This is a genomic window from Pseudomonas sp. SDO524_S393 (assembly GCF_054071875.1).
Genome location: NZ_JBSVVZ010000057.1, coordinates 17,296 through 44,074 on the forward strand (window position 1 = coordinate 17,296; position 26,779 = coordinate 44,074).

Sequence of the window (26,779 nt, forward strand, 5' to 3'; positions counted from 1 at the left end):
TATGAAAGTTTCTACATAAATGCATATATATAGAGGTTTTTTTCGGTGCGTGGCGCGCACCAAAAAAGCCCAATCGAGGCGTCTGGCGCACCCGATTGGGGCGAGGTTGTTACTTATCTAGACTCACGCCATAGAAGGGTGTCAGGCCGAATGGGCTGATTTTGAAGTCCCGGACTTCCTTGCGCAGGGGCTGGAAAACCGTCGAGTTCGCAATAGGTGTTATAGGTACTTGTTCCTTAAGGATTTTTTGTGCCTGTTGATACCACTTGATGCGTTGCTCGCGGTCATTGCTGACCTTGGCCTGCTGCACCAGCTTGTCGTAGGCCGGGTTACACCACTTGGCGTAGTTGCTGCCTTTGACCGCGGCACAACTGTAGAGCACGCCGAGCCAGTTATCCGGGTCGCCATTGTCGCCGGTCCAGCCATAAATCATCGCGTCGTGCTCGCCATTTTTGGCGCGTTTGATGTATTCGCCCCATTCATAGCTGACGATATTGGCTTTGATACCGACCTTTTCCCAATCCTGCTGGATCATCTGCGCCGACATGCGTGCGTTGGGGTTCGACGCGCGTTGCACGGTCATCGCCCACAGGTTGATGGTGGTGCCGGGAGCGATGCCTGCTTCTTTCAGTAGCGCCCGCGCCTTGGTCGGGTCGTAGGGCGCGTCCTTGATGTTTGGGTCATAAGACCACTGGGCCGGCGGCAGGGCGTTCTGCGCCAATTGTCCGGCGCTCTGGTACACGGCCTTGATGATCGCCGGCTTGTCGATGGCCATGTCCAGGGCCTGGCGCACCTTGAGCTGGTCCAGCGGTGGGTGCGTCACGTTGTAGGCGAGAAAGCCCAGGTTGAACCCGGCTTGTTGCTGCACTCGCAGGTTCGGGTCCTGTTTCATCACGTCGATGTCCGCCGGGCGCGGGTAGCCGCTGACCTGACACTCACCGGCCTTGAGCTTCTGCAGGCGAGCGGCGGCGTCCGGGGTGATGGCGAACACCAGGTTGTCGAGCTTCACGTCTTCGGGCTTCCAATACTGTTTATTGGCGGCGTAGCGAATCTGCGAGTCCTTCTGGTAGCGCTTGAACACGAACGGGCCGGTGCCCACCGGTTTCTGGTTGATCTGTTCGGCGTTGCCTTCCTTTAATAGCTGGGCTGCATATTCGGCAGACTGCACCGAAGCGAAACTCATGGCCAGGTTCTGCACGAACGACGCATCCACATTGTTCAGGTTGAAACGCACGGTGTGGTCGTCAAGTTTTTCGACGCTCTTGATTGTGGTGTTCAAGCCCATGTCGGTGAAGTACGGCGACTCGGAAGGGTAAGCCTTGCGGAATGGACTTTCGGCGTCCAGCAGGCGATTGAAGGTGAACAGCACATCATCCGCGTTGAAGTCGCGGGTAGGGGTGAAGAAATCGGTGGTGTGGAACTTGACGCCATCCCGCAGGTGGAAGGTGTAGGTCAGGCCGTCTTGGGAGATGTCCCAGCGCGTGGCCAGGCCAGGTTCGACTTCGGTGCCGCCGCGCTTGAACTGCGTCAGGCGGTTGAACACGGTTTCGGCCGAGGCATCGAAGTCGGTGCCGCTGGTGTACTGGCTGGGGTCGAAACCGGCGGGGCTGGCTTCGGAGCAGTAGACCAGGGTGCTGGCCGCATGGGCCATCGGCGTAAAGGCCAGGAGGCCGGCAGCGAGGAGGAGCGGTTTGAAGGCGATTCTTTCCATGGAGACCCCTGAAGTGGCAGGCATAAAGGCTGCCCAGACGAAAACGGCGGAACCGAGGTTACCGCCGTTCCAGGGGATGTTTAAATAATCATTTCACTACGAGTGTGAGTTCAATGTTGGACGGTGCGTGTTTATCAATCACGTAAGTATTGTCGGCGTCGTAGATCTCGTTGCTTTCGGTGATGCTGAAGGTCCGTTTGGTGGTGATCTCAACTCCCGGGATTTTGTAACGCTCAGCGTCTGGTTGGCTGATAGTGTTCGTACTCACAAAATGAACCTTGGCGCGTTTCGTCTGCGCGTCGTATTCGATGGTGACCTCCGTATCTTTTCCGCCCAGGTAAAATCCGTCCTTCAACCCGCCTGAGTCCTGGTTCAGGTAGTTCGAGGCCGGCGCCAGAGAGCCTTGGTGAGCCACTTCGGAAATACGTGCCCGCAATACCGGGTCAGGGATGAGCGCCTCAAATTGGCGAAGTCTTTCCGCCGTTATTTCAAGGCCATCGTTTGCGGTGCTCTTGAGTACGGTGCGCGTTTCATTCGTGCCGTCCCTGACGACGACTGAATAATTGAAGCGGGACAGGTCCTTGGTAAATTGTTCCGAGTATTGGCTCGAGCTGAAATCTGATGGTCCGGCAGTTTCCGTCAGGCCGACCTCGAAGTTGTCCTCTGGCAAGACCCATGAAATACCGAGTTTGGCTTTTATGACACCGCTCTCTTCGATATTGCGTATGGAGTACTCGTAGCTGACGCGGTCGTCCACGGACAGGAATTCATCGATCTGTTCGGCACCGTCGAGTTTTTTGCCCTCCAAATCAATAAATGCGTCGGAAATTTTTGGCGCTGGCTTGGCCGTTTCTGTCGGCGATGCCGAAAGCCGCGTCCAAGGCCACTTTCCACCCGGGCCGAGGCCGCGTGCCCATTCTCCGTCAGGTGTGGCGTGTACGGTCATCACCGGCTTACCCGTATCACGGTTGATGATCTGTACATAGTCATTACTCAGCTTGAAGTCGCCTTTGATCTCGAATACCTGGCGAATACCGCTGGTATCGGTATAGCGAATAAACCAATGGTCCTCTCCGGACACATCATCTTTAACCTGATAAATGCCTTTGCCATTGCGTGTGGCGTTTTCAATGAGGCTTTCGCCATCCGGCACCGCGTATGCGCTGATGTTGCCCGCCTGGCTGGGTTGCAACCGGTTTGCGTCAGAGAGCGATTTTGGGCCTCTGGGCTGCGGATTTTCTACCTGAGGGGACTCACCAGGGGGTGGGGCGGCCGGGTTTTCCTCCGATAGTTTGAAAGGATCCTCCACGCGCCCGCTGGCCCCGACCGAAAACAACGTATTCAGCACGCCATCGAACGCCTTGGACGCACCGTCCTTGCGCTCGGCCTCGGTGTCGCCGGACGATGCCTTTTCCGCGCCCAGTGTCAGTTCGGTCAACCCGGTGATGACGGCTGCAACTGCTACCGGCGGCGCGATGGGCGCAAGTTTCGCCAACAGGCCCGCCGCCACGGTAATGTCGTTCAGCCACGTGTCCCTGATCACTTCGCTGTTGGACTTGATCACCGTGTCGGCATCGCTTTTCATGCGTTCTTTGGTGCTGGTCGTGACGGTGTGGAACACGTCCCCTTCGATTTTCGAGTGGCTGTCATCGATCGCCGGGTCTTTCAGTTTTCCGGTCGACATTTTGTCGAACAACGTACTCAAACCCTCGGTTTTCTCACCAACGTGGGTAAACCAAAGGATGGGCATGAGTACTTTGGCCGCGCGCGCGCCGAAGCCGGCTTCATGGTCCTGGCGATAAATCAGCGGGAAATGGGAGAGCAAGTCTTCGCGTTTCTTGGGATCTTTGGTTTGGTCCACGACCCATTGGTTCAGCTTTTCCAGGGAGTCAAACCTCAAAAAAGCGGGTTCGGCACCTGGCATGGACAGTACCTGCCGGCCATCGGCAGCGCTGAATCGGACCATGTCGCTGGAGGTAAAACCATGGAGGCTGAAGGCATGTGCCCGGGTGGTGCCTTTGTCGGGATTGCCGGCCTTGAGTTGCTCGATAGTGAGCGGTGCATACTCATCGACTGGCAGATTGGACGCGGCGCCCATCACCAGGCGGTAGTCGTCGCGGGTGAATTTATGCTCGGGGGCTTGCAGTGCTCGCTCGGCAGGCGACCTGGCGTCGTTGGCCTTGAGTTGCTTGCGAGCCTGGTAAACGAATTCGCCCTTGATTGCGACTTCGTAGTTCTCGGATTGGGTGCTCCAGAAATGATCGATTTTCTGGGTCATCTCGGCCTGGAAGTCGGTTTTCCAGCTCGCGTGCATGAGGGCGGATGGCGCCAGCGGGAACTGGTTGTGAGCGCCGTACCCGCCTTTTGTGCTTTGACCGGGGCCATCCAGGTATAAACCGGCGTCCAGGTCCAGGTTGCCCGGCACCCCGTCATGTTCGTTGAAGTTTTTCAGCAGTGCATCGGGCAGGCGCAGCGAAGAGTAAGGCTCTTCACCGGGATGCTCCCAGCCGGTCACGGTGGCCGAGTCTGCGCTGAGGGGCGTGCTGGCGGTCTTGAAGCGGTTCAGGAAGATCGTATCTGCATCGACGTGCTTGCCGGTCAATTGGAAAATAAGCTTTTCTGCCCATTTCTTGGCTTCTTCCCGAGTATTGGGCAGTTGGGTGGCAACGTTGACCGCCAAGCGTTTGTATTCCAGGGCGTGGGGTGCGCCGAGGTAGAACCTGGCGGCATCTTGTCTTTGTACCGCCAGCGCGTGAGTCGAGCGCTTGCTGGCCGGGCGTATGGGGTCATCGGCTGGAATGGGGTCGAAGGCGTTCTGGAGCCGCAGATGCTTGATTTGCTCGTTGGCCTGGGAGGGGGTTTCAGGCAGCGGTATTCCCTGGAAGTTGGCGACCACCTTCGCGCTGACCCGGGTTGAACCATCCGCTAGCCTCACGCGCAGAGGGTCTCTGTTTTCGGGGGCAATCACTTTTGCAGCGGCCAGCAACGGGCCTGAAATCTGGCCCCAGCCCGATGTGTCCGACAGGGTAAAGGTTCTGGTTTTTCCATCCTCTTCGACCGAAAGCGTGCCTTTGAACGGGTCAACTGTAAGCACGGTGGATGCGCCGATCTTTTGATCGCGCAACCAGGACTTAACCACTGGGTGCTCCACTTGGGCCCGATACAGTTCCAGCCATTGCCCCAACGTGCTCTGCGCAGGAACCGTGATCAGGCCGGGCGTTTTGTTCTGGGTTTTGTTTTGCACTGCTTCAAGATAGGCGTTGAGCAACGCGGTCTCATGGGGAGATGAAGGGGCGGAGTCGGTTGTTGGCGCCTTTACCGTAGCAGGTTGGTTGGGCAAACCGATGGCAGAGCGCGGTTGGTTGGCGTCTGTGTAATAAGGGGGAATAAGCATAAAGCGGGTTCTCGTGAAGTAAACAACGTCTATGCAGCACTCCCTGTGACTGCTCCGTTGTGTGTGTCGCGAAAACCCGATGATTGATTCCAGCCGATATGCTGCGAAGCATTACTTCGAAAGGTAAAGCTTCCTACAAAAAAGGCGCAGTCCTTTTCGGAGTGCGCCTTTTTCACCGCAGGATTCGGAAATTATTGCAGGACTTCAATCACGCCGTCGGCACTCATGTTCACCTGGCTGGTGCCGGCCTCCACTTCAGGCGTGGGCGCCGAATCGGCCATGGCGGCTTTCATCATCATCCCGCCATTACGCGCGTAGGGCATCGGGTAACCGTTGGTGTTGAAGTTCAGGTTGACGATCTTGTAACCCTTGCCGCCCAGTGCGTCGGTGGCCAGTTGCGCGCGGGCCTTGAAGGCAGCGACGGCGTCCTTGAGCAGCGCATCTTCGCTGGCCTTGCGCGTGGCGTCGGCGATGGCGAAGTCCATGTTTTCCATTTTCAGGGTGTTCAGCAGTTCGCCGGTGAGCTTGGACAGCGCCGGGAAGTCCGCGCTTTCCAGGCGCAGTTCGGCCCGTTCGCGCCAGCCGGTGATCTTCTGATTCTTGCTGTCGTAGATCGGGTAACTGTTGCGGCTGCCCTGGCGCAGGGTCACGCCTTTGACTTCGCGGGCTTCAGCGAGGGCTTTGTTCATGGTATTGGTGATTTCGGCAGCGAGCTTGGCCGGGTCGCTGTTCTGGGATTCGGTGTAGAGGGTGACGATCATCTTGTCGCGAGCCACCTCCTGGCTGACCTCGGCCCGCAGGGAAATCTGGTTGTAATTCAGTGCATCGGCAGCCAGCGCCGGGAGGCTGGCGAGGGTGGCGACACCGAGGGTGATAACGGCTGCACTGCGAGTGAAACGAGACATGGAAGCTCCTTGGGGTTGTGCGTGTTCGGTATGACTGTAGACGGTGGTGTCGGGTTCTTCGGGTTTACACATTACCAACAAGTTTTGGTGGGCCCGACGAACGGTCATCCGCCTAGCCTGCGGCAAAGAGCCACACAGGCCGTGGGAAGGGGGCTGCTTCGTTTATACTCCTGCCGATCCGCCTGCAGCGCTCATCGGGAGAGCCCATGCTCGCCGCCGTAAAACTGACTTCCGCCACTCGCCAGAACCTCTGGCGCCTGACGTTCATCCGCACCCTGGTACTGGCCGCCCAGGCTGGTTCTGTCGGGCTTGCCTATTGGTTCGACCTGTTGCCGCTGCCCTGGCTGCAACTGGCCGTGACCCTCGGTTTCTCCATCGTGCTCTGTGTGTTCACGGCCATCCGCCTGCGCACGACCTGGCCGGTGACCGAGTTGGAATATGCCCTGCAACTGGCCTGCGACCTGTTTATCCACAGTGTGTTGCTGTATTTCTCCGGCGGTTCCACCAACCCGTTCGTTTCGTATTACCTGGTGCCGCTGACCATCGCCGCCGTGACTTTGCCGTGGCGTTATTCGGTGGTGCTCTCGGGCATCGCCCTGACGCTCTACACCTTGTTGCTAGCGCGCTTCTACCCGTTGCAGACCTTTCCCATCGCGCGGGAAAACCTGCAGATCTACGGGATGTGGCTGAGCTTTGCTCTGTCCGCGGCGGTCATCACGTTCTTTGCCGCGCGCATGGCCGAAGAGCTGCGCCGCCAGGAAGAGTTGCGCGCCATCCGCCGCGAAGAAGGCCTGCGCGATCAGCAGTTGCTTGCCGTTGCCACCCAGGCTGCCGGCGCGGCCCATGAGTTGGGCACACCGCTGGCGACCATGAGCGTGTTGCTCAAGGAAATGACCCAGGACCACCACGACCCGGCCTTGCAGGACGATCTGAGTGTGTTGCAGGAACAGGTCAAGCAGTGCAAACAGACTTTGCAACAGCTGGTGCGTGCCGCCGAAGCCAATCGCCGCCTGGCCGTGGAAATGCAGGACGTGACCCGGTGGCTCGACGAAGCCCTGAACCGCTGGCACCTGATGCGTCCTGAAGCCAGTTACCGTTTTCATCTAGTGGGCCAAGGCAGCGTGCCGCGTCTGGCGCCGCCGCCGGATCTGACCCAGGCATTACTCAACCTGCTGAACAATGCTGCCGACGCCTGTCCCGAAGGGTTGGGCGTACAGCTGGACTGGGACGCGGAAAATGTGACCATCAGTATTCGCGACCACGGCGCGGGCGTGCCACTGGCCATTGCCGAGCAGATTGGCAAACCCTTCTTTACCACCAAGGGCAAAGGCTTCGGCCTGGGCCTGTTCTTGAGCAAGGCCAGCGTGACCCGCGCGGGCGGCTCAGTGAAGCTCTATAGTCATGAGGAAGGCGGCACGCTCACCGAGCTGCGCCTGCCCCGTGTCGCACGAGGAGATATCGATGAGTGACGAGATCCAAGTCGAAGGCGAAGAACTGCCGCACCTGTTGCTGGTAGATGACGACGCCACCTTTACCCGCGTGATGGCGCGAGCCATGAGCCGTCGCGGTTTCCGCGTGAGCACCGCTGGCTCCGCCGAAGAAGGCTTGATCCTGGCTCAGCAGGACTTGCCGGACTATGCCGCGCTTGATCTGAAAATGGACGGCGACTCGGGCCTGGTGCTGTTGCCCAAGCTGCTGGAACTCGACCCGGAAATGCGGGTGGTGATCCTCACCGGTTATTCCAGCATCGCCACCGCCGTCGAGGCCATCAAGCGCGGTGCCTGCAACTACCTGTGCAAGCCGGCGGATGCCGACGACGTGCTGGCCGCCTTGCTCTCCGAGCATGCTGACCTCGATACGCTGGTGCCGGAAAACCCGATGTCGGTGGACCGCCTGCAATGGGAACACATCCAGCGGGTGTTGACCGAACATGAGGGCAATATCTCCGCCACTGCCCGTGCCCTGGGCATGCACCGCCGTACGTTGCAACGTAAATTGCAGAAGCGTCCGGTACGGCGCTGATCGGGTTGCCTGATACAAAGCGAAATAGCCGGGGGACCCGGCTATTTCGAGAGGTCCTCAACTGAAGTAGTTGGGAAATGTGTTAGGGCCAAGGTACAGGAAGTTCGACGGTTTCAGCTTGATCTCCTTTGGCATCCTCAGCTCGACGAACGGGCTGCCGGCGGTGATGGCGCCGAGCTCCTCGGGAGCCTGGTCAGTGCTGAATATCACCATGTAATCCCCCCTGCCCACGTAGCGTTCGTTCCCCAGAAACAACAGGTCTTCGACGTTTTCACCATTGAACTGCTGGCCTGGAGGGTTCACGTAGATACCGCCCTTCGAGCCTGCACGCGTTGCGCCTCGTGTCGCATCCGTAATGGCTTGCCCTTGGGCGATCGCCTCCGCGCCGGCCTTGTCGGTGTAGTGAATGTAAACGGGCTGCCCATTGTAAGTGCCCGAATCCAGGATGGATTGCCAATCCTGATGGTTGATCAATGGCGCTTTTGCTGAAATGCCCGGCGCCGCATTTTCCTTTGCGAACGGGCCTTTTGGTTGCGCGGATTTGATGACTTTCTTGCCACCGCCTTTCAGCGTGTTTAATCGCCATTCGCCGTGACCAGCCGATTCCAAAAACATCACGGTTTTCTGGGTAGCGGGATCAATGACCCGAACGTATCCATTCGCGATTTTATAGTTGCGGTCTATTTCAAATACGCGGCTGATGCCGGTGCCGTCGGTGTAGTGAACATAGAACTTTTCCCCTACTTGATACGTACCGTCCCCTCTCAGAGCGCGACCTTCAAGCAGTGAGTCAGGCAGCGCGTGGGCGCTGAAGTCAGGCAGCGGCTGGCGAGGCGCCGGTACGCGGGATTCTGCGCTGGAGAGCTGTGTATATGACACTTCGGGGCGGTTCATCGCGGGCTTGTCGTTGATGGTTACGGTCTCTGACTCGATATTGCCGGCGGCGCCTTCCGTTGCCTTGCCCGCTCTCGCAATATGAGGAATCACAGCGGTGGCGGCATTGAAAGTCCCGAACACGATTCGTTCAGTGCCCTGGGGTTTTCCGTGTGCCTTGTCGTCAATACCGATGATGGTGGTAGTACCCCCGTCAGCCAGGGAGAACAGATCCAGCGCCAAGCCAACCTCGGGCATCACCAACGCCAACGGGGTTAGAAACAAGGCGAATTTCTTGGTTTTGTCCAGGCCCGACAGAATGCTGTTTTTGGCGACATCCGCATTACTGGTGATCTCGACATCGGCATCGGCATAAGAGCGATCTTTCTGGCGCTTCGTGATTTCATCGAACGGCAGGTTACTGGGCTCTGTGGTGATGTAGGTTTGCGGGTCCCAGAAGCCGGAAAAGGCCCGGTGATCGTAGTTGAACAGCCCGCCCGGGGTTTCACGCTTTTGCGGCCAGGTGCCGAGCCCTGCCAGGGTTTCGTCGACACCGGCCCTGGCCAACCCGTTGGGTTTGTCTTTCAAGGCAAAGTGCAACGCCATGGCATCACGTTTGGCCGGGTCGGCCATTTGCTCTGCCAGCCAGGTCTTCATCTCGGCCTGGCTGTTGAAGCTGTGCAGCGGCGAGGAATTTCCGGGGATGTAGAGCAAGGTCAACGCCGGCGTGCTCTTGGTATCCGTGATGTACATGAGGTCGGTGGACTGATAATGACCGACTTTGAGCAAGCCCATTTCAATGTTGGGGTCCTTGGGCGGATTCTTCTGCAAGTCCTCATATTTCACGTCCGGCCACGATTCCTGATGACCGGACAACCCCGCAGCCCGCATGATCAGCTCGCGACCTTGCTCTGTCAGCGTGCCTTCCTGGTGTTGGGCCATGGCGGATTTGACGAAAGAGGCTTTGGCCAGCACGGGGTATTTTTCCCGGTGCCGGCTCCAGAAGTCGTCCAGATACTCTTTGTACGGCTTTTGATAATCAGCCGTTTTGATCAGTTGCCTGAGCTCTGCCGGCCTGATGCCGCTTTCGTTGCTTGCGTTGTAGGCTTTTGCAGGCTCTCCGGGGGACTCTTTATAAATGCCTTGAAAGGTATGGGTGATGTCGGCCTTTTCCGTGCCGGGATTGAGCCGGCTGGAAAAGTCGAACGTGCCTGGTGTGCGGATATCCAGGTCCGGTTTGACGATGACGTCCGGGCCTCCCGCGAAGTAGGGCACTGAAAAACCTTGTCCCGAGGGCGCCTCCTGCGTGTTCTGTATAAGCGCCTGGGGCAACGAGATGCGTTGAATGACTTTCGCGGGGTAAGGTTTTTCTCCGGTGGTGTTGTATTCGAACGTCACCAGGTAAGTGTTATCGGGGTCGACGCCCCACTTTTTTTTGTCTTCGGGGGATAGGGCCTTTTGTACAAGACTCGCGAATAGAGTCTTTAAGAAGCTTGAAGCTTCCTGCTCGGCGCTGTTGAACGAGTTACTGATGTCTTGCGCGATGGGGTCGATATTGATGTTGACACCCAGGTCGACCGACGCGGGTGTTTTTTCACCCACACCGACCCGCTTGCCCGGGTCAGGATTGACGCTCACTTCTTCATAGCCATCCCCTGAGGGTGTCGATTTGACTGTCTGCACGACCTCTTGGTCTTTCGGTTCGCTGGCGTCAATCGAGCGTTTCTGACGAACATTGTTGTTTTCCTGCTGCGAAAGGGGGGCGTCAGGCGCGGGATACAGGCTGAAACGTTGGGTGGCAATCTGCATAGGGCAAGTCTCGGACAGGAACGTTTATTGGCGGTCTCTTGTGTGGTGAGGGTGTAGGTAACGTTCCATTGCTTGTGCCGCCCTTTTTTTCTGAGTAAGACAAGTGCCTCACTGGGTGTACCGTCCGTTTGCAACAGCACCCGCTACGGGGCTGAACAATGTCTGAATAATCTGCCCGGGGGTGTACGACGCGCTGACCCGATCGTCTATGATCGGCTCAAACCCGTGATTCTTTCCCTACCGAGCCTGAACGATGAATCAGAACGCTGAGTACTCCGCGGTCAACGACGCGGTGCGTGGGCAATTCTTTCGACGAACCTGGGCAATGATCACGCCCTATTGGCGCAGTGAGGAGAAGGGCAAGGCCTGGTTGCTGCTGTTGGCAGTGATTGGCCTGTCGCTGTTCAGCGTGGCGATCTCCGTGTGGATCAACCACTGGTACAAGGACTTCTACAACGCCCTGGAGAAGAAGGACACCGAGGCGTTCTGGCAGTTGATCGGCTATTTCGGCGGTATTGCCGCCGTGGCCATCCTCGGCGCCGTGTACCGCCTGTACCTGACCCAGATGCTGACCATTCGCTGGCGGGCCTGGCTCACCGAGCGGCATTTCGCGCGCTGGCTCGCCCACAAGAACTACTACCAGCTGGAGCAGGGCGGCTACACGGATAACCCGGACCAGCGGATTTCCGAAGACCTCAACAACTTCACTTCCAGCACCTTGAGCCTGGGGCTCGGGTTGCTGCGCAATGTGGTCAGCCTGGTGTCGTTCTCCATCATCCTGTGGGGCGTGTCGGGCAGCATCGAAGTGTTTGGCATCACCATCCCCGGCTACATGTTCTGGTGCGCGCTGCTGTACGCCGCCGTCGGCAGTTGGTTGACGCATCTGATTGGCCGACGTTTGATCGGCCTGAGCAACCAACAACAACGCTTTGAGGCGGACCTGCGTTTCTCCATGGTACGGGTGCGCGAAAATGCCGAAAGCATCGCCCTGTACAACGGCGAACCCAACGAAAACCATCGATTGAGCGCCCGCTTCGGCAAGGTCTGGCACAACTTCTGGGACATCATGAAAGTGTCCAAGCGCCTGACTTTCTTCACTGCCGGTTACAGCCAGATCGCTATCATCTTCCCGTTTATCGTTGCTGCACCGCGCTACTTTACCGGCAAGATCGAACTGGGCGAGCTGATGCAAATCAACTCGGCATTCGGCAACGTGCAAGAGAACTTCAGTTGGTTCATCAGCGCGTATTCGGAACTGGCGTCATGGCGTGCGACCAGTGACCGTCTGTTGAGCTTTCATCAGGCCATGGGCGAAAACGAGCAACGTGCGCCGGCTATCGATGTGCGTCCCGAGGGCGAGCGGCTGGTGGTGCAGAACCTGGGCATGGACCTGGCCGATGGTCGCCACTTGCTCACCGATGCGGACATGACCGTGGAACCGGGCCAGCGTGTGATGCTGAGCGGGCGCTCCGGCAGCGGCAAAAGTACGCTGCTGCGGGCGATGGGCCAGTTGTGGCCGGCGGGGCATGGCAGCATTCGTTTGCCGGCGGCGCGTTACCTGTTCCTGCCGCAGAAACCTTATCTGCCGATCGGCACCCTCAAGGCAGTGTTGAGCTATCCACAGGACGACAGCGTTTACCCGGCAGAACGTTATGCACAGGTCCTGGAAACCTGTCGCTTGCCGCATCTGGTCGCACGCCTGGACGAAGCCAATCACTGGCAGCGCATGCTTTCGCCAGGTGAGCAACAGCGCCTGGCGTTTGCTCGCGCGTTGCTGTTCGCGCCGCAATGGCTGTACATGGACGAAGCCACCTCGGCCATGGATGAAGAGGATGAGGCAACGCTGTATCAAGCGCTGATCGATGAGTTGCCGGGGCTGAGTATCGTCAGCGTCGGCCATCGCAGCAGCCTCAAGCGCTTCCATGGGCGGCATGTGCGGATCGAGAGCGGGTTGTTGCAGGAGCAACCCGTGGCTTAAGGTCGTATGCGGTCAAAACTGTGGGTCTCCAGTATTCTTGAGAATGAGCAGGTAACAAAAAGCCCGGCTGATCGGCGATCAGCCGGGCTTTTTGCATTAGTTATTGATGGTGAAGGTTAACGGGTCGGATGCTTCGTTTTGAATGGCGTAGGCAATCACTGCGGAGCCGTTGTTGAAGTTGTAGCCGAATATGGGCTTTGGCGGAAACTCAAACGTTTGGCGACCATCCTGGCTCGCCTTCAGTTCGCCGACCCAACGTTGTGATGGCGAGAAGCGATCTGCCTTGATGTCAAAGGTGTATTGGATGAAGTCGCCATTTTTCAAATTCTGAATGGTGAGATGAAAGTTTGGGTTCAACTGGCTGACTTTCAATTCTCCACCTTCCTGCACGTCGCTGCTGGTAGGGGGCAAAAGCGATGCACGTTTTGGTGTTTGCATTTCCATGTCCTCGAATCCAATGTCTGGTTTAGGTACGACTGCACCTCCAAGCTTCTTGAGTTCGAGTCGCGTGGTCTACTGTCAGAAGTGACAGTGACGACCAGCGGTGTCGTTTGCATCCGACCAATAAAAAGCCCGGCTGATCATCGATCAGCCGGGCTTTTGGTTGGATGAAGAAAACTTACTTCTTCAAGCCGTAATGCTCATCCAGCATACCGGGGGCGTTCGGCGTTTTTGGCGCGTAGTCCCTTGGTGGCTCCTGATTTTCCCGAGGTGGGGTCAGGCGTTCCCGTGGGGTTTGCGGCGCATCGGAATGCAGCGCAGCCAGCAGGCGTTGACGAGTGATGTCGTCGAGGGCCAGGCGGTTGGCGCCATCGGCGAGATGGTCCTGTACTTCCTGGTAACTCTGGGTGAGTTTCTTGACCAGGGTCGCGGTGCTGTTGAAGTGGGTAACAACCTCGTTCTGATAACTGTCAAAACGTTCCTGAATGTCATCCAGCTGACGCTGCGTGCGGTTAGGCGCGGCATTCGGCAGCAAGCGGGCAACCAGGAATCCAATGGCGACACCGGCAACCAGGGCAAGAGTCGGCAACAACCAAACTAAGAGCGAGTGTTCCACGAGTCCTTCCTCTATAAACGGCTTTGCTTTACGTTAACGGCTCGGACCTGCGCTGTATACCGCGATTAAGCTCGCAATGATGCCAAGCACAGACTTTTAGCTAGACGAGTCGACCCTTTGAGAGGTCACGGAGTTCATCTCTTGCTCATGCGTGAAACCCCTGTTTTGATCGATGGCCCGGTAGGCCAACTGGAAGCCCTGTACCTGGATCACCCCGAGCCACGTGGCCTGGCGCTGATCTGCCACCCTAACCCGGTGCAGGGCGGAACCATGCTCAACAAAGTCGTTTCGACCTTGCAACGTACTGCCCGTGATGCCGGTTTGATCACGCTGCGTTTCAATTACCGGGGTGTGGGCGCCAGTGCCGGCACCCACGACATGGGCACCGGTGAAGTGGACGACGCCGAAGCGGCCGCCACCTGGCTGCGGGAAAAACACCCGGATTTGCCGATCACGTTGCTTGGCTTTTCCTTCGGTGGCTATGTCGCAGCCAGCCTCGGCGGCCGCCTGGAAGCCAAGGGCGAACAACTCGCGCACCTGTTCATGGTGGCCGCTGCGGTGATGCGCCTGCGCGATACCGACGTGCTGCCCCAAGGCTGTCCGCTGACCCTGATCCAGCCGGAAACCGACGAAGTGGTTGACCCGCAGCTGGTTTACGACTGGTCTGGCGCCTTGAATCGCCCCCATGAGCTGCTGAAAGTGGCAGAATGCGGGCACTTTTTTCATGGCAAGCTCACCGATCTGAAGGATCTGGTGTTGCCGCGCCTTTCGAATTGATAGCAGTCTGACAAGCGATTACCCATGACGACTCGTACCCGTATCCTCACCGGCATCACTACCACCGGCACGCCGCACCTGGGCAACTACGCCGGTGCGATCCGCCCGGCGATCCTCGCCAGCCAGGATGCCAATGCCGACTCCTTCTACTTCCTGGCCGACTACCACGCCCTGATCAAGTGTGATGACCCGCAGCGCATCCAGCGCTCGCGCATGGAAATCGCCGCGACCTGGCTGGCCGGTGGCCTCGATGTGAACCGGGTGACTTTCTACCGCCAGTCCGACATTCCGGAAATTCCCGAGCTGACCTGGCTGCTCACCTGCGTCGCGGCCAAGGGCTTGCTCAACCGCGCGCATGCCTACAAGGCGTCGGTGGACAAGAACGTGGAAGCCGGCGAAGACCCCGATGCGGGCATCAGCATGGGCCTGTACAGCTACCCCGTGCTGATGGCGGCGGACATCCTGATGTTCAACGCGCACAAGGTGCCGGTCGGCCGCGACCAGATCCAGCACGTCGAAATGGCTCGCGACATTGGCCAGCGCTTCAACCACCTGTTCGGCAAGGGTAAAGAATTTTTCACCATGCCCGAGGCGCTGATCGAAGAAAGCGTCGCCACCTTGCCGGGCCTGGATGGCCGCAAGATGTCCAAAAGCTACGACAACACCATCCCGTTGTTCACCAGCGCCAAGGACATGAAAGACGCAATCTCGCGGATCGTCACCGACTCCCGAGCGCCGGGCGAAGCCAAGGACCCGGACAACTCGCACCTGTTCACCCTGTACCAGGCGTTCGCCAGCAAGGCCCAGGAAGCCGAGTTCCGCGACGAGCTGCTGCAAGGCCTGGGCTGGGGCGAGGCGAAGAACCGTCTGTTCCAACTGCTGGACGGCCAGTTGGGCGAAGCGCGCGAGCGTTATCACCAATTGATGTCGCGTCCGTCGGACATGGAAGACCTGCTGCAGGTCGGTGCCAGGAAGGCTCGCGCGTCGGCGGCGCCGTTCCTGGCAGAGCTGCGTGAAGCGGTTGGCCTGCGTTCGTTCGTCGAGCAGGCCACGGCGCCGGTCGCGGCCAAGAAAAAAGCCGCAAAAATCGCGCGCTTCGTGAGCTTCCGCGAAGACGATGGCAGTTTCCGCTTCCGCCTGCTGGCCGCTGACGGCGAGCAATTGCTGCTCTCGCGCAACTTCGCCGATGGCAAGGCGGCCGGCGCGGTGACCAAGCAACTGCAAAGCGGTGATGCGCTGGACGTACATACCGATGCCTTGAGTTTCAGCGTATGGCTGGACGGTGCCGCAGTGGCCGACAGCGCTGCGTTTGCCGACGAAGTGTCGCGCGACGCCGCCATCGCCGCCTTGCGTGTTGCGTTGACACCCACCGAGGATTAACCCGACCAAGGGTTGATTGCCATTATCCAGGGCCGTCGTTACAGTGACGGCCCGTTTTTGTTGCCTTGCTAACGAATTATGACGCCCCTAGAACGATATCAAGCTGATCTGAAACGCCCGGAATTCTTCCATGATGCGGCCCAGGAAAATGCAGTGCGTCATTTGCAGCGCCTGTATGACGACCTGATCGCGGCCTCGCAAAACAAGCCAGGGATGTTCAGCAAACTGTTTGGCAAGAAAGACCACACCCCGGTCAAAGGCCTGTATTTCTGGGGCGGCGTGGGCCGGGGCAAGACTTACCTGGTGGACACTTTCTTCGAAGCGCTGCCGTTCAAGGAAAAGGTCCGGACGCACTTCCACCGCTTCATGAAGCGTGTGCACGAAGAGATGAAGACCCTTCCGGGCGAGAAAAACCCGCTGACCATCATCGCCAAGCGTTTCTCCGAAGAGGCGCGGGTGATCTGCTTCGATGAGTTTTTCGTTTCCGACATCACCGACGCAATGATCCTCGGCACCCTGATGGAAGAGCTGTTCAAGAACGGTGTGACCCTGGTCGCCACCTCGAACATCGTGCCCGACGGCCTGTACAAAGACGGCCTGCAACGCGCGCGCTTCCTGCCGGCCATTGCGCTGATCAAGCAGAATACCGAGATCGTCAACGTCGACAGCGGCGTCGACTACCGCCTGCGTCACCTGGAGCAGGCGGAGCTGTTCCACTTCCCGCTGAACGAAGCGGCCCACGAAAGCCTCAAGAAAAGCTTCCGCGCCTTGACGCCGGAATGCACGAAGGCGGTGGAAAACGACAGGTTGGTGATCGAAAACCGCGAAATCATTGCCTTGCGTACCTGCGATGACGTCGCCTGGTTCGACTTCCGTGCCTTGTGCGACGGTCCGCGCAGCCAGAACGACTACATCGAACTGGGCAAGATCTTCCACGCGGTGATCCTGAGCGGTGTGGAGCAGATGAGCGTCACCACCGACGACATCGCCCGGCGCTTTATCAACATGGTCGACGAGTTCTACGACCGTAACGTCAAGCTGATCATCTCGGCGGAAGTCGAGCTCAAGGATCTCTACACCGGCGGTCGCCTGACCTTCGAGTTCCAGCGCACCCTGAGCCGTCTGCTGGAAATGCAGTCCCACGAGTTCCTGTCGCGCGGGCACAAGCCGTAAGCCAATCTCCAGAACAATGGAGATCAAACTGTGGGAGCAGGCAAGCCAGCTCCCACATTAGGTTTGTGTGTGCCTGGGGTTATGCCGCTTGCTGAAACTGCTGCCGATACTGGTTCGGCGACAGCTCTGTGTGCTGCCTGAACAACCGCGCAAAGAAGCTCGCATCGTCGTAGCCCACCTCATAACTGATGGTCTTGATGCTCTTGCGGCTGCCCGAGAGCAGGCCCTTGGCCGTTTCGATGCGCAGGCGTTGCAGGTAATGCAAAGGCTTGTCGCCGGTGGCGGTCTGGAAACGGCGCATGAAGTTGCGAATGCTCATGCCGTGTTCCCGCGCGACGTCCTCGAAGCGGAACTTGTCGGCGAAGTGTTCTTCGAGCCAATGCTGGATCTGCAGGATGATCACATCCTGATGCAGCTTCTGCCCGCCAAACCCGATGCGCCCAGGTGAATAGCTGCGCTGCACTTCGTAAAGGATGTCCCGGGCCACGGCCTGGGCGATGTTGGCACCGCAGAAGCGTTCGATCAAATAGATGTAGAGGTCGCACGCCGAGGTGGTGCCACCCGCGCAATACAGGTTGTCGGCGTCGGTGAGGTGTTTGTCCTGGTTGAGCTGGACCTTGGGGAAACGTTCGCTGAAGGCGTTGAAGAAGCGCCAATAGGTGGTCGCTTCCTTGCCATCGAGCAGCCCGGCTTCGGCCAGCCAGAACACGCCGGTGGCTTCGCCGCAGAGCACGGCGCCGCGCGCATGCTGTTCACGCAGCCACGGTAGTACTTGGGGGTAGCGAGTGCAGAGGGCGTCGAAGTCATCCCAGAAAGCGGGCAGTACGATGATGTCGGCGTTTTCCAGGCCGCCATCCACCGGCACGATCACGTCACTGAAGCTGCGCACCGATTGCCCGTCGGGGCTGACCAGGCGTGTTTCGAACGCCGGCGTCAGGCCCAGGCCTTGTTGTTTGCCGTAACGCAGGCTGGCGAGGTGGAAGAAATCCTTGGCTTGCATGAGGGTGGAAGCGAATACCCGATCAATGGCCAAAATGCTGACGCGCCGCAACGGCGTGGAGATTTGGTTAGACATAATTTCATTTATTCTTATAGGGGAAAGTGGTCACCAGACGGCTGGATCGTCTTATTTTTTGTCGCATGTGTCCAGTGTCCCGTGACACCTTCGCGGCATAGGCTCTGTGGGTTAGCCCTTGTCCGACACGCCACGCAGGTGACCCATGATCCCCAGAACCTTGTACAGCCCGGAGCACGAGCTCTTTCGCGAGAGCGTGCGCACCTTCCTTGAAAGAGACGCTGCGCCGTTTCATGGGCAATGGGAGAAACAGGGCTATATCGACCGCGATTTATGGCGCAAGGCAGGCGAGGCGGGGATGCTCTGCTCGCACCTGCCGGAAGCGTATGGCGGGCTCGGTGCGGACTTTCTCTACAGCGCGGTGGTGATCGAGGAGATCAGCCGCCTGGGCTTGACCGGCATCGGTTTTTCGCTGCATTCGGATATCGTCGCGCCTTATATCCTGCATTACGGCAGCGAGGCGTTGAAGCACAAGTACCTGCCCAAGTTGATCTCCGGCGAGCGGGTCACGGCCATCGCGATGACCGAGCCGGGCGCCGGCTCCGACCTGCAAGGAGTGAAGACCACTGCCGTGCTGGACGGTGATGAGTATGTGATCAATGGCTCCAAGACGTTCATCACCAACGGTTACCTGGCCGAACTGGTAATCGTGGTGGCCAAGACCGACCCCAAGGCCGGCGCCAAAGGCACCAGCCTGTTTCTGGTGGAGGCTGACACCCCGGGCTTCGCCAAGGGCAAGCGCCTGGACAAGGTTGGCATGAAGGCCCAGGACACCTCGGAGCTGTTCTTCCAGGATGTGCGAGTGCCCCGGGAAAACCTGCTGGGCCAGGCGGGGATGGGGTTCGCGTACCTGATGCAGGAGCTGCCACAAGAGCGGCTGACCGTGGCGATCGGCGCGGTGTCTTCCGCCGAGGCCGCGTTGGAGTGGACGCTGGCGTACACCCGCGAGCGCAAGGCGTTCGGCCAGGCGATCGCCGACTTCCAGAACACCCGCTTCAAGCTGGCGGAGATGGCGACCGAGATTCAGATCGGGCGTGTGTTCGTGGATAAGTGCATCGCGTTGCACCTGGAGGGCAAGCTGGATGTGCCCACGGCGGCGATGGCCAAGTACTGGGCCACGGACCTGCAATGCAAGGTGCTCGACGAGTGCGTGCAGTTGCACGGGGGTTACGGCTTCATGTGGGAATACCCGATTGCCCGGGCCTGGGCGGATGCGCGGGTGCAGCGGATTTATGCGGGGACCAACGAGATCATGAAGGAGATTATTGCGCGAGCGCTCTGATCTTGTGGTGTTGCTGAGGGCCTCATCGGGGGCAAGCCCCCTCCCACATTTTGATTTGTGAACACTTTCAAGTGTGGGAGCTGGCTTGCCTGCGATGGGGGCCTAAAGATCCATCAAGGCGCAGGGTTCGGATGATCCTTCTGGATTGCCTCGATCCCGTCCAGCACCTCTTTCGCGAGCTTCAGCTCGGCGCTCGCCAAGTTGCTCTCCAGTTGTTCCAGGGTCGTGGCGCCAATGATGTTGCTGGTCACGAACGGCTGCTGCGTCACGAACGCCAGGGCCATTTGTGCCGGATCCAGGCCGTGTTCCCGAGCCAGCGCCACATAACGGCTGCACGCGGCCTCCGATTGCGGGTTGAAGTAACGGCTGAAGCGGCTGAACAGGCTCAAGCGCGCATTGGCCGGGCGGGCGCCGCCCTCGTACTTGCCGCTGAGCATCCCGAATGCCAGGGGCGAATAGGCCAGCAACCCGCACTGTTCACGCATGGCGACTTCCGCCAGGCCCACTTCGAAGCTGCGGTTGAGCAGGCTGTAGGGGTTCTGTACCGACACCGCGCGCGGCCAGCCACGGGCTTCGGCCAGGGCCAGGAACTTCATCGCGCCCCACGGGGTTTCGTTGGACAGGCCGATGTGGCGGATCTTGCCGGCGCGGACCTGCTCGTCCAGTACTTCAAGGGTTTCTTCCAGCGGCGTCAGATCATCTTCGACTTTATGCACATACCCCAATTGCCCGAAAAAGTTGGTGCTGCGCTCGGGGGCGTGCAGTTGATAAAGGTCGATATAGTCGGTTTGCAGGCGCTTGAGGCTGGCGTCCAGGGCTTCGACGATGTGCTGGCGGTTGAGCTTGAGATGGCCGCCGCGAATGTGACCGATATTGTTGCCGGGGCTGGCGATCTTGGTGGCGAGGACCCAGTCGGCTCGGTCGCCGCTGCGCTTGAAGTAATTGCCGATGCAGCGCTCGGTGTCGCCGTAGGTTTCGCCCTTGGGTGGCACGGGGTACATCTCGGCGGTGTCCAGGAAGTTGACTCCAGCGGCCTTGGCGCGCTCGATTTGTGCGAAGGCCTCTGCCTCGCTGTTCTGCTCGCCCCAGGTCATGGTGCCCAAGGCAATCGCGCTGACTTCAAGGTCGGTACGGCCCAACTGTCGGTAGTCCATCGAGTACTCCTTACCGGGAAATCATTCATAAAAGCAGGTTGAATTTTTTTTCGCAATCTGCATAATTGCCCACCTCTTTCTGCAGTGGAAGTGATGCGCCGCCTGCCGAAGAATCTTGCCGTTGAACGGACGCGCCGACCCGAGCCCCCGATAGCGTCTGTATCCGGCTGCCTTTGACCTTGTCAAAGTACGCACTATTCAGTAAGATCCGCCGTCTATTTTACAGGCGGCCCCTGAGGCTATTAAAGAATGACAACTTTTACTGCAAAACCGGAAACAGTTCAGCGCGACTGGTTTGTCGTCGACGCCGCTGGTCAGACCCTGGGTCGTCTGGCCACTGAAGTCGCCAGCCGTCTGCGTGGCAAGCACAAGCCTGAGTACACCCCGCACGTTGATACCGGTGACTACATCGTGATCATCAACGCTGAGCAGGTTCGTGTAACCGGCAACAAAGCAAGCGACAAAATGTACTACCGTCACTCCGGTTTCCCTGGCGGTATCAAGTCTTCCAACTTCGAAGGCCTGATTGCCAAGAAGCCTGAAGCCCCGATCGAAATCGCGGTCAAAGGCATGCTGCCGAAGGGCCCACTGGGTCGCGATATGTTTCGCAAGCTGAAAGTCTATGCGGGCGCTGTCCACCCTCATGCTGCTCAGCAGCCCCAAGAACTGAAGTTTTAACGGAATAGTTCATTATGTCGGCGACTCAAAATTACGGCACTGGCCGTCGCAAAACCGCAACCGCACGCGTTTTCCTGCGTCCGGGCACTGGTAACATCTCGATCAACAACCGCTCCCTGGACAACTTCTTCGGTCGCGAAACTGCCCGCATGGTAGTTCGTCAGCCGCTGGAACTGACCGAGACCGTTGAAAAGTTCGACATCTACGTCACCGTTATCGGTGGCGGCGTAAGTGGCCAGGCTGGCGCAATCCGCCACGGCATCACTCGCGCACTGATGAGCTACGACGAAGGCCTGCGCAGCACCCTGCGTAAAGCTGGCTTCGTTACTCGCGATGCCCGTGAAGTTGAACGTAAGAAAGTCGGTCTGCGTAAAGCGCGTAAGCGTCCGCAGTACTCGAAGCGTTAATTCGCTTTACGTTTCACAAAAACGCCCAGCCTCCTTATGGAGCTGGGCGTTTTTTATTGCCTGCGATTTATGCACAAATTTCGCCGTGACAACTTGCCACATCCGTAGACCCCCTATACTACAAGGCCTGGGGGCTGAGCGCCGGGCAATTCCCTTGTCAGACGTGGGGCTTTTCATTACCATCCGACAAAATTTTTATAAGCAAAGCTTCAATACTTAGTAGACGCCTGATTTAACAGGCCAAAAAGCTGATGGGAGAGGACTGAATGAGCAATGACGGCGTGAATGCAGGCCGGCGTCGCTTCTTGGTAGCAGCCACATCCGTGGTGGGTGCTGCAGGAGCGGTGGGGGCTGCGGTCCCGTTCGTGGGGTCATGGTTTCCCAGTGCCAAGGCGAAAGCCGCAGGTGCACCGGTGAAGGTGAATGTCAGCAAGATCGAGCCAGGGCAGCAGATGGTTGCTGAATGGCGCGGCCAGCCCGTCTTCATCGTTCGTCGTACCGAGGAAATCCTGGGAAATCTCAAGAAAATCGAAGGTCAGCTGTCCGACCCCGACTCGAAGAATTCCGACCAACCCGCCTACGTCGATAAGGAAATCCGTTCGATCAAGCCAGAGATCCTGCTGCTGATCGGTATCTGCACCCACCTGGGCTGCTCGCCTACCTTCCGTCCCGAAGTCGCCCCTGCCGACCTGGGCAAGGACTGGGTCGGTGGCTACTTCTGCCCTTGCCACGGCTCCCATTACGACCTGGCCGGTCGCGTCTACAAGTCACAACCCGCACCTTTGAACCTGCCAGTTCCGCCACATCACTACGAGACTGACAGTGTCATTGTCATTGGCGTCGACGAGGGGGAGAAAGCCTGATGAGCAAGTTCATGGATTGGGTCGATGCGCGCTTTCCCGCCACCAAAATGTGGGAAGACCATCTCAGCAAGTACTACGCCCCGAAGAACTTCAACTTCTTCTACTTCTTCGGCTCCCTGGCACTTCTGGTGCTGGTCAACCAGATCGTCACCGGCGTCTGGCTGACCATGAGCTACACCCCGTCGGCCGAAGAGGCCTTCGCCTCCGTCGAATACATCATGCGCGACGTCGAGTACGGCTCGATCCTGCGCCTGTTGCACTCCACCGGCGCATCGGCGTTCTTTATCGTCGTCTACCTGCACATGTTCCGTGGCCTGCTCTACGGTTCGTACCAGAAGCCGCGGGAACTGGTGTGGATCTTCGGCATGCTGATCTACCTGGCGCTGATGGCCGAAGCCTTTATGGGCTACCTGCTGCCATGGGGCCAGATGTCGTACTGGGGGGCACAGGTGATCATCTCGCTGTTCGGTGCGATTCCGGTGATCGGTAACGACCTGACGCAGTGGATCCGGGGCGACTACCTGATCTCCGGCATCACCCTGAACCGCTTTTTTGCCTTGCACGTCGTGGCCCTGCCCATCGTGATCCTGGGATTGGTGGTGCTACACATCCTGGCGCTCCACGAAGTGGGTTCGAACAACCCGGATGGCGTGGACATCAAGAAGCATAAAGACGAAAACGGCGTACCGCTGGACGGCATTCCGTTCCACCCTTACTACACCGTGAAAGACATCGTCGGCGTGGTGGTCTTCCTGTTCGTGTTCTGCTCGATCGTGTTCTTTTTCCCGGAGATGGGTGGGTATTTCCTGGAGAAGCCCAACTTCGAGCAAGCCAACGCTTTCAAGACCCCTGAGCACATTGCGCCGGTCTGGTACTTCACGCCGTTCTACGCAATCCTGCGGGCGATTCCCGACAAGCTCATGGGCGTGATGGCCATGGGTGCGGCCATTGCGGTGCTGTTCGTGCTGCCCTGGCTCGACCGAAGCCCGGTCAAATCCATGCGCTACAAGGGCTGGCTGAGCAAGATCTGGCTGTGGGTGTTCTGCATTTCCTTCGTGATCCTGGGCGTGCTGGGCGTATTGGCGCCGACCCCCGAGCGCACGTTGCTGTCGCAGGTCTGCACCTTCCTGTACTTCGCCTACTTCATTCTGATGCCGTTCTACACCCGGCTCGAGAAGACCAAACCGGTTCCGGAAAGGGTGACTGGCTGATGAAAAAATTATTCGTTGCATTGATGCTTGCGGCCCTGCCGCTACTGTCCTTCGCTGCCGAGCATGGTGGCCCCGAGTTGGAAAAAGTCGACATCGACGTGTCTGACAAGGCCGCCATGCAAGACGGTGCGCGGACATTCGCCAACTATTGCATGGGGTGCCACAGCGCCAAGTTCCAGCGTTATGAGCGGGTGGCCGATGACCTGGGCATCCCCCATGAAGTAATGCTGGAGAAGCTGGTGTTCACCGGTGCCAAGATCGGCGACCACATGAGCATCGGCATGCAGCCGGCTGACGCCAAGGTCTGGTTCGGTGCTGCGCCACCCGACTTGACCCTGGTGGCCCGCGTGCGTGGCACCGACTGGCTCTACGGCTACCTCAAGTCCTTCTACGAAGACCCGACGCGCCCATGGGGTGTGAACAACAAGGTTTTCCCGAACGTCGGCATGCCTAACGTTCTGGTCGGCCTGCAAGGACGTCAAGTGGTAGGGTGCAAGCAGGTTCAAGTCGTGGAAGATGGCAAGAAGCAATATGATCCGCTGACCGGTACGCCGTTGACCCACGAAGCGTGTGACCAGCTGACCATCGTGCCCAAGACCGGTACGCTGAACGAAGAGCAGTTCGACGAGAAGGTAAAAAATCTCGTGACCTTCCTGGCCTACTCGGCCAACCCGGTCAAACTGCAACATCAGCGCATCGGTACTTATGTGCTGCTGTACCTGGCGTTCTTCTTCGTATTCGCCTATCTGCTCAAACGCGAATACTGGAAGGACGTGCATTGATCCAAACGTAAGGCAATTGCTGTTAATCTTGCGCGCCCAGCGGCATCTCTGAATACGTAGCAGTCTGGTTGTACCAGGCGTTACCGAGATGCTCCCTGGGCGCGCTCGTTTTTGAGCTTTCGATAATTTCAAGCGAGGAGGACCGCCATGGGCGTGACCAATCGGTTGGCCTGTTACTCCGACCCCGCCGACCACTATTCCCACCGGGTACGTATCGTGCTTGCAGAGAAGGGTGTCAGCGCCGAGATCATCAGTGTGGAGGCGGGCCGTCAGCCGCCGAAACTGATCGAAGTGAACCCTTACGGCAGCCTGCCCACCCTGGTCGATCGTGACCTGGCATTGTGGGAGTCGACCGTGGTGATGGAATACCTGGATGAGCGTTACCCGCATCCGCCTTTGCTGCCGGTGTACCCGGTGGCGCGTGCCAACAGCCGTCTGCTGATCCACAGGATCCAGCGTGACTGGTGCGGGCTGGTGGATGTGATTCTGGATACACGTACAAAAGAAGCCGTTCGCGTGCAGGCGCGCAAGGAATTGCGCGAGAGCCTGACCGGCGTTTCGCCGCTGTTCGCCGATAAACCTTTTTTCCTCAGTGAGGAACAAAGCCTGGTGGATTGCTGCCTATTACCCATACTCTGGCGCTTGCCGATACTGGGCATTGAACTGCCGCGGCCAGCCAAGCCGCTGCTTGATTACATGGAGCGCCAGTTTGCGCGTGAGGCTTTCCAGGCGAGTCTGTCTGGTGTCGAACGCGATATGCGCTAAGGCTTAAGGAGCCGTTGATGAACTCCAGTCGACCCTACCTGGTCCGCGCGCTCTATGAGTGGATTGTGGACAACGATTGCACCCCGCACGTGCTGGTCAATTCCGAATTTCCTGCGGTTCAGGTGCCGCAGGGTTTTGCCAGCGACGGGCAGATCGTCCTGAACGTGTCGCCCAGCGCCGTGCGCCACCTGCACATGGACAACGAAGCGGTAAGCTTCGAAGGGCGTTTTGGGGGCGTGCCCCATACGCTATACGTGCCGATTGGCGCCATCCTGGGGATTTACGCCCGGGAAAACGGTCAGGGCATGGTCTTTGATCTGGAGTCGCCTTTCGAGGACGACGAAACGGTCGAAGGCGAAGATGGCGATGACGTGCCGCCACCGGATTCCGAACCGCCGCGCCCGAGCGGTCGGCCGAGTCTGAAAGTGGTGAAGTAACAGGCTGTCGCATCACGCTGGCCGTAAACGTGCCTCGACCTGCGTCGGGGCATTTTTTTGCGCGCAGGATAAGGATGAAAGTCGTGACGGGACGGTGATCGTACAACCGCCATGGGCTATGATGCGTGTTCACGCTCACCGAGAAAGATGATTCATCATGGAAAACGCCAACGCCGCCCCACGTCTTCCCCGCAAGCGCCGCAGCCTTGCCCAGGAATTGGTCACGGTGTTGTCCGAGCAGATCCGCGACGGCCAGCTCAAGCGGGGCGACAAACTGCCCACGGAGTCGGCGATCATGGATGCCCATGGGGTCAGCCGCACGGTGGTGCGTGAAGCGATCTCGCGCTTGCAGGCGGCAGGGCAAGTGGAAACCCGTCATGGTATCGGCACCTTCGTGTTGGACACGCCCAGCCCGAGCGGTTTCCGGATTGATCCGGCCACGGTCGTGACACTGCGTGATGTGCTGGCGATCCTGGAACTGCGGATCAGCCTTGAAGTGGAGTCGGCAGGCCTGGCTGCCTTGCGCCGCAGCGACGAACAACTGGCGGCCATGCGCGCAGCCCTCGATGCCTTGAACGAAAGTGCGGCCCACGCCGGCGATGCCGTGGCATCGGACTTCGCCTTCCACCTGGAAATTGCGCTGTCCACCGGCAATCGCTATTTCACCGACATCATGACGCACCTGGGCACCAGCATCATTCCCCGTACCCGGCTGAATTCAGCGCGCCTGGCCCACGACGACCAGCAACACTACATGGGGCGCCTGAGCCGGGAGCACGAAGAAATCTACGAAGCGATTGCCCGCCAGGATTCGGACGCGGCACGCGCGGCCATGCGCCTGCACCTGACCAACAGCCGCGAACGACTGCGCCATGCCCATGAAGAGGCAGAAGCGCAGCGCGGTTGAGCGCTATACCAACCTAATGTGGGACCCGGCTTGTGTGGGGGCGGGGCTTGCCAATGATGACGGCGGCACAGTCGACAGAGATGTCGCCTGACCCACCGCCTTCGCAGCCTCGCCGGGGCTCGACAGCTCCCACAGGGGA

Annotated in this window: 23 protein-coding genes; 15 read left to right on the plus strand and 8 right to left on the minus strand. The window is 58.8% G+C overall.

The window, feature by feature from the left end:
- Positions 1-109 precede the first annotated feature (109 nt).
- From ACW9IB_RS22120 to ACW9IB_RS22130, 3 genes are all read right to left on the minus strand, one after another.
- Complete coding sequence (locus tag ACW9IB_RS22120; protein WP_457415544.1) at positions 110-1,711, minus strand: ABC transporter substrate-binding protein; 1,602 nt, start codon at positions 1,709-1,711, stop codon at positions 110-112.
- A gap of 88 nt (positions 1,712-1,799) precedes the next feature.
- Complete coding sequence (locus tag ACW9IB_RS22125) at positions 1,800-4,979, minus strand: dermonecrotic toxin domain-containing protein (protein ID WP_457415546.1); 3,180 nt, start codon at positions 4,977-4,979, stop codon at positions 1,800-1,802.
- A gap of 317 nt (positions 4,980-5,296) precedes the next feature.
- A complete protein-coding gene (locus tag ACW9IB_RS22130; protein ID WP_457365348.1) occupies positions 5,297-6,010 on the minus strand; it encodes an SIMPL domain-containing protein in 714 nt (237 codons plus the stop codon).
- A gap of 206 nt (positions 6,011-6,216) precedes the next feature.
- On the opposite strand from ACW9IB_RS22130, the gene ACW9IB_RS22135 reads away from it, so the two are divergent.
- Both ACW9IB_RS22135 and ACW9IB_RS22140 read left to right on the plus strand, forming a co-directional pair.
- The gene (locus tag ACW9IB_RS22135) at positions 6,217-7,479 is read left to right on the plus strand and encodes an ATP-binding protein (protein WP_457415548.1); all 1,263 of its coding nucleotides are present in this window, start codon (positions 6,217-6,219) and stop codon (positions 7,477-7,479) included.
- The gene (locus ACW9IB_RS22140) at positions 7,472-8,032 is read left to right on the plus strand and encodes a response regulator transcription factor (protein ID WP_457365350.1); all 561 of its coding nucleotides are present in this window, start codon (positions 7,472-7,474) and stop codon (positions 8,030-8,032) included. The genes ACW9IB_RS22135 and ACW9IB_RS22140 overlap by 8 nt, the downstream gene beginning before the upstream one ends.
- A 57-nt stretch (positions 8,033-8,089) precedes the next feature.
- Here ACW9IB_RS22140 and ACW9IB_RS22145 read toward each other — a convergent pair whose 3' ends face one another.
- Positions 8,090-10,714 (minus strand): dermonecrotic toxin domain-containing protein, encoded by a 2,625-nt coding sequence (locus tag ACW9IB_RS22145; RefSeq protein WP_457415550.1) that lies wholly within the window; start codon positions 10,712-10,714, stop codon positions 8,090-8,092.
- A 253-nt stretch (positions 10,715-10,967) separates the two neighbouring features.
- Here ACW9IB_RS22145 and ACW9IB_RS22150 point away from each other — a divergent pair, with 253 nt between their 5' ends.
- Complete coding sequence (locus tag ACW9IB_RS22150; RefSeq protein ID WP_457415551.1) at positions 10,968-12,692, plus strand: ABC transporter ATP-binding protein/permease; 1,725 nt, start codon at positions 10,968-10,970, stop codon at positions 12,690-12,692.
- A 96-nt stretch (positions 12,693-12,788) separates the two neighbouring features.
- Here the strand turns inward: ACW9IB_RS22150 and ACW9IB_RS22155 are convergent, their stop codons facing one another.
- Both ACW9IB_RS22155 and ACW9IB_RS22160 read right to left on the minus strand, forming a co-directional pair.
- On the minus strand, positions 12,789-13,136 hold the full coding sequence (locus tag ACW9IB_RS22155; RefSeq protein WP_457415553.1) for a hypothetical protein: 348 nt from the start codon (positions 13,134-13,136) through the stop codon (positions 12,789-12,791).
- Between the two features lie 175 nt (positions 13,137-13,311).
- Positions 13,312-13,749 (minus strand): YhcB family protein, encoded by a 438-nt coding sequence (locus ACW9IB_RS22160; protein ID WP_003171734.1) that lies wholly within the window; start codon positions 13,747-13,749, stop codon positions 13,312-13,314.
- A 147-nt stretch (positions 13,750-13,896) separates the two neighbouring features.
- Between ACW9IB_RS22160 and ACW9IB_RS22165 the strand changes: the two genes are divergently transcribed.
- The 3 genes from ACW9IB_RS22165 (at position 13,897) to zapE (ending at position 17,079) form a co-directional block, all read left to right on the plus strand.
- The gene (locus ACW9IB_RS22165; RefSeq protein ID WP_457365353.1) at positions 13,897-14,526 is read left to right on the plus strand and encodes an alpha/beta hydrolase; all 630 of its coding nucleotides are present in this window, start codon (positions 13,897-13,899) and stop codon (positions 14,524-14,526) included.
- A 24-nt stretch (positions 14,527-14,550) separates the two neighbouring features.
- The gene (locus ACW9IB_RS22170; protein ID WP_457415555.1) at positions 14,551-15,906 is read left to right on the plus strand and encodes a tryptophan--tRNA ligase; all 1,356 of its coding nucleotides are present in this window, start codon (positions 14,551-14,553) and stop codon (positions 15,904-15,906) included.
- A 78-nt stretch (positions 15,907-15,984) separates the two neighbouring features.
- Positions 15,985-17,079, plus strand: a complete 1,095-nt coding sequence (gene zapE, locus ACW9IB_RS22175; protein WP_457365355.1) for a cell division protein ZapE — start codon at positions 15,985-15,987, stop codon at positions 17,077-17,079.
- A gap of 79 nt (positions 17,080-17,158) precedes the next feature.
- Here zapE and ACW9IB_RS22180 read toward each other — a convergent pair whose 3' ends face one another.
- The gene (locus tag ACW9IB_RS22180) at positions 17,159-18,079 is read right to left on the minus strand and encodes a GlxA family transcriptional regulator (RefSeq protein WP_457365451.1); all 921 of its coding nucleotides are present in this window, start codon (positions 18,077-18,079) and stop codon (positions 17,159-17,161) included.
- Between the two features lie 220 nt (positions 18,080-18,299).
- On the opposite strand from ACW9IB_RS22180, the gene ACW9IB_RS22185 reads away from it, so the two are divergent.
- Positions 18,300-19,436 (plus strand): acyl-CoA dehydrogenase family protein, encoded by a 1,137-nt coding sequence (locus tag ACW9IB_RS22185; protein WP_457365356.1) that lies wholly within the window; start codon positions 18,300-18,302, stop codon positions 19,434-19,436.
- A 113-nt stretch (positions 19,437-19,549) separates the two neighbouring features.
- On the opposite strand, the gene ACW9IB_RS22190 is transcribed toward ACW9IB_RS22185, so the two are convergent.
- A complete protein-coding gene (locus tag ACW9IB_RS22190) occupies positions 19,550-20,590 on the minus strand; it encodes an NADP(H)-dependent aldo-keto reductase (RefSeq protein ID WP_457415556.1) in 1,041 nt (346 codons plus the stop codon).
- Between the two features lie 249 nt (positions 20,591-20,839).
- Between ACW9IB_RS22190 and rplM the strand changes: the two genes are divergently transcribed.
- The 8 genes from rplM (at position 20,840) to ACW9IB_RS22230 (ending at position 26,640) form a co-directional block, all read left to right on the plus strand.
- Positions 20,840-21,268, plus strand: a complete 429-nt coding sequence (gene rplM, locus ACW9IB_RS22195) for a 50S ribosomal protein L13 (RefSeq protein WP_003188508.1) — start codon at positions 20,840-20,842, stop codon at positions 21,266-21,268.
- Positions 21,269-21,282: 14 nt separating this feature from the next.
- Complete coding sequence (gene rpsI, locus ACW9IB_RS22200) at positions 21,283-21,675, plus strand: 30S ribosomal protein S9 (RefSeq protein ID WP_457365358.1); 393 nt, start codon at positions 21,283-21,285, stop codon at positions 21,673-21,675.
- Between the two features lie 266 nt (positions 21,676-21,941).
- Positions 21,942-22,538 carry a ubiquinol-cytochrome c reductase iron-sulfur subunit gene (gene petA, locus ACW9IB_RS22205; RefSeq protein WP_457365359.1) on the plus strand — a complete coding sequence of 199 codons (597 nt, stop codon included), beginning with the start codon at positions 21,942-21,944 and terminating at the stop codon, positions 22,536-22,538.
- Positions 22,538-23,749: a cytochrome b gene (locus ACW9IB_RS22210; RefSeq protein WP_457365360.1), complete on the plus strand. Its 1,212-nt coding sequence runs from the start codon at positions 22,538-22,540 to the stop codon at positions 23,747-23,749. The genes petA and ACW9IB_RS22210 overlap by 1 nt, the downstream gene beginning before the upstream one ends.
- Positions 23,749-24,531 carry a cytochrome c1 gene (locus ACW9IB_RS22215; RefSeq protein WP_457415557.1) on the plus strand — a complete coding sequence of 261 codons (783 nt, stop codon included), beginning with the start codon at positions 23,749-23,751 and terminating at the stop codon, positions 24,529-24,531. The genes ACW9IB_RS22210 and ACW9IB_RS22215 overlap by 1 nt, the downstream gene beginning before the upstream one ends.
- 147 nt (positions 24,532-24,678) lie before the next feature.
- Entirely contained in the window at positions 24,679-25,296 is a 618-nt protein-coding gene (locus ACW9IB_RS22220; RefSeq protein WP_457365362.1) for a glutathione S-transferase N-terminal domain-containing protein, read from the plus strand.
- Between the two features lie 17 nt (positions 25,297-25,313).
- Entirely contained in the window at positions 25,314-25,733 is a 420-nt protein-coding gene (locus tag ACW9IB_RS22225; protein ID WP_457365363.1) for a ClpXP protease specificity-enhancing factor, read from the plus strand.
- 157 nt (positions 25,734-25,890) lie between these two features.
- Positions 25,891-26,640, plus strand: a complete 750-nt coding sequence (locus ACW9IB_RS22230) for a FadR/GntR family transcriptional regulator (RefSeq protein ID WP_016971564.1) — start codon at positions 25,891-25,893, stop codon at positions 26,638-26,640.
- Positions 26,641-26,779: the final 139 nt, after the last annotated feature.

What these genes read in the sequence shown, in the direction of transcription:
- ACW9IB_RS22185 (WP_457365356.1), top strand. Translation starts at nt 18,300, where the DNA reads ATGATCCCCAGAACCTTGTACAGCCCGGAGCACGAGCTCTTTCGCGAG.
- ACW9IB_RS22135 (WP_457415548.1), top strand. Translation starts at nt 6,217, where the DNA reads ATGCTCGCCGCCGTAAAACTGACTTCCGCCACTCGCCAGAACCTCTGG.
- ACW9IB_RS22180 (WP_457365451.1), bottom strand. Translation starts at nt 18,079, where the DNA reads ATGCAAGCCAAGGATTTCTTCCACCTCGCCAGCCTGCGTTACGGCAAA.
- petA (WP_457365359.1), top strand. Translation starts at nt 21,942, where the DNA reads ATGAGCAATGACGGCGTGAATGCAGGCCGGCGTCGCTTCTTGGTAGCA.
- ACW9IB_RS22165 (WP_457365353.1), top strand. Translation starts at nt 13,897, where the DNA reads ATGCGTGAAACCCCTGTTTTGATCGATGGCCCGGTAGGCCAACTGGAA.
- ACW9IB_RS22190 (WP_457415556.1), bottom strand. Translation starts at nt 20,590, where the DNA reads ATGGACTACCGACAGTTGGGCCGTACCGACCTTGAAGTCAGCGCGATT.
- ACW9IB_RS22155 (WP_457415553.1), bottom strand. Translation starts at nt 13,136, where the DNA reads ATGGAAATGCAAACACCAAAACGTGCATCGCTTTTGCCCCCTACCAGC.
- rplM (WP_003188508.1), top strand. Translation starts at nt 20,840, where the DNA reads ATGACAACTTTTACTGCAAAACCGGAAACAGTTCAGCGCGACTGGTTT.
- ACW9IB_RS22225 (WP_457365363.1), top strand. Translation starts at nt 25,314, where the DNA reads ATGAACTCCAGTCGACCCTACCTGGTCCGCGCGCTCTATGAGTGGATT.
- ACW9IB_RS22150 (WP_457415551.1), top strand. Translation starts at nt 10,968, where the DNA reads ATGAATCAGAACGCTGAGTACTCCGCGGTCAACGACGCGGTGCGTGGG.
- ACW9IB_RS22140 (WP_457365350.1), top strand. Translation starts at nt 7,472, where the DNA reads ATGAGTGACGAGATCCAAGTCGAAGGCGAAGAACTGCCGCACCTGTTG.
- zapE (WP_457365355.1), top strand. Translation starts at nt 15,985, where the DNA reads ATGACGCCCCTAGAACGATATCAAGCTGATCTGAAACGCCCGGAATTC.
- ACW9IB_RS22215 (WP_457415557.1), top strand. Translation starts at nt 23,749, where the DNA reads ATGAAAAAATTATTCGTTGCATTGATGCTTGCGGCCCTGCCGCTACTG.
- rpsI (WP_457365358.1), top strand. Translation starts at nt 21,283, where the DNA reads ATGTCGGCGACTCAAAATTACGGCACTGGCCGTCGCAAAACCGCAACC.
- ACW9IB_RS22230 (WP_016971564.1), top strand. Translation starts at nt 25,891, where the DNA reads ATGGAAAACGCCAACGCCGCCCCACGTCTTCCCCGCAAGCGCCGCAGC.
- ACW9IB_RS22130 (WP_457365348.1), bottom strand. Translation starts at nt 6,010, where the DNA reads ATGTCTCGTTTCACTCGCAGTGCAGCCGTTATCACCCTCGGTGTCGCC.
- ACW9IB_RS22145 (WP_457415550.1), bottom strand. Translation starts at nt 10,714, where the DNA reads ATGCAGATTGCCACCCAACGTTTCAGCCTGTATCCCGCGCCTGACGCC.
- ACW9IB_RS22220 (WP_457365362.1), top strand. Translation starts at nt 24,679, where the DNA reads ATGGGCGTGACCAATCGGTTGGCCTGTTACTCCGACCCCGCCGACCAC.
- ACW9IB_RS22170 (WP_457415555.1), top strand. Translation starts at nt 14,551, where the DNA reads ATGACGACTCGTACCCGTATCCTCACCGGCATCACTACCACCGGCACG.
- ACW9IB_RS22120 (WP_457415544.1), bottom strand. Translation starts at nt 1,711, where the DNA reads ATGGAAAGAATCGCCTTCAAACCGCTCCTCCTCGCTGCCGGCCTCCTG.
- ACW9IB_RS22210 (WP_457365360.1), top strand. Translation starts at nt 22,538, where the DNA reads ATGAGCAAGTTCATGGATTGGGTCGATGCGCGCTTTCCCGCCACCAAA.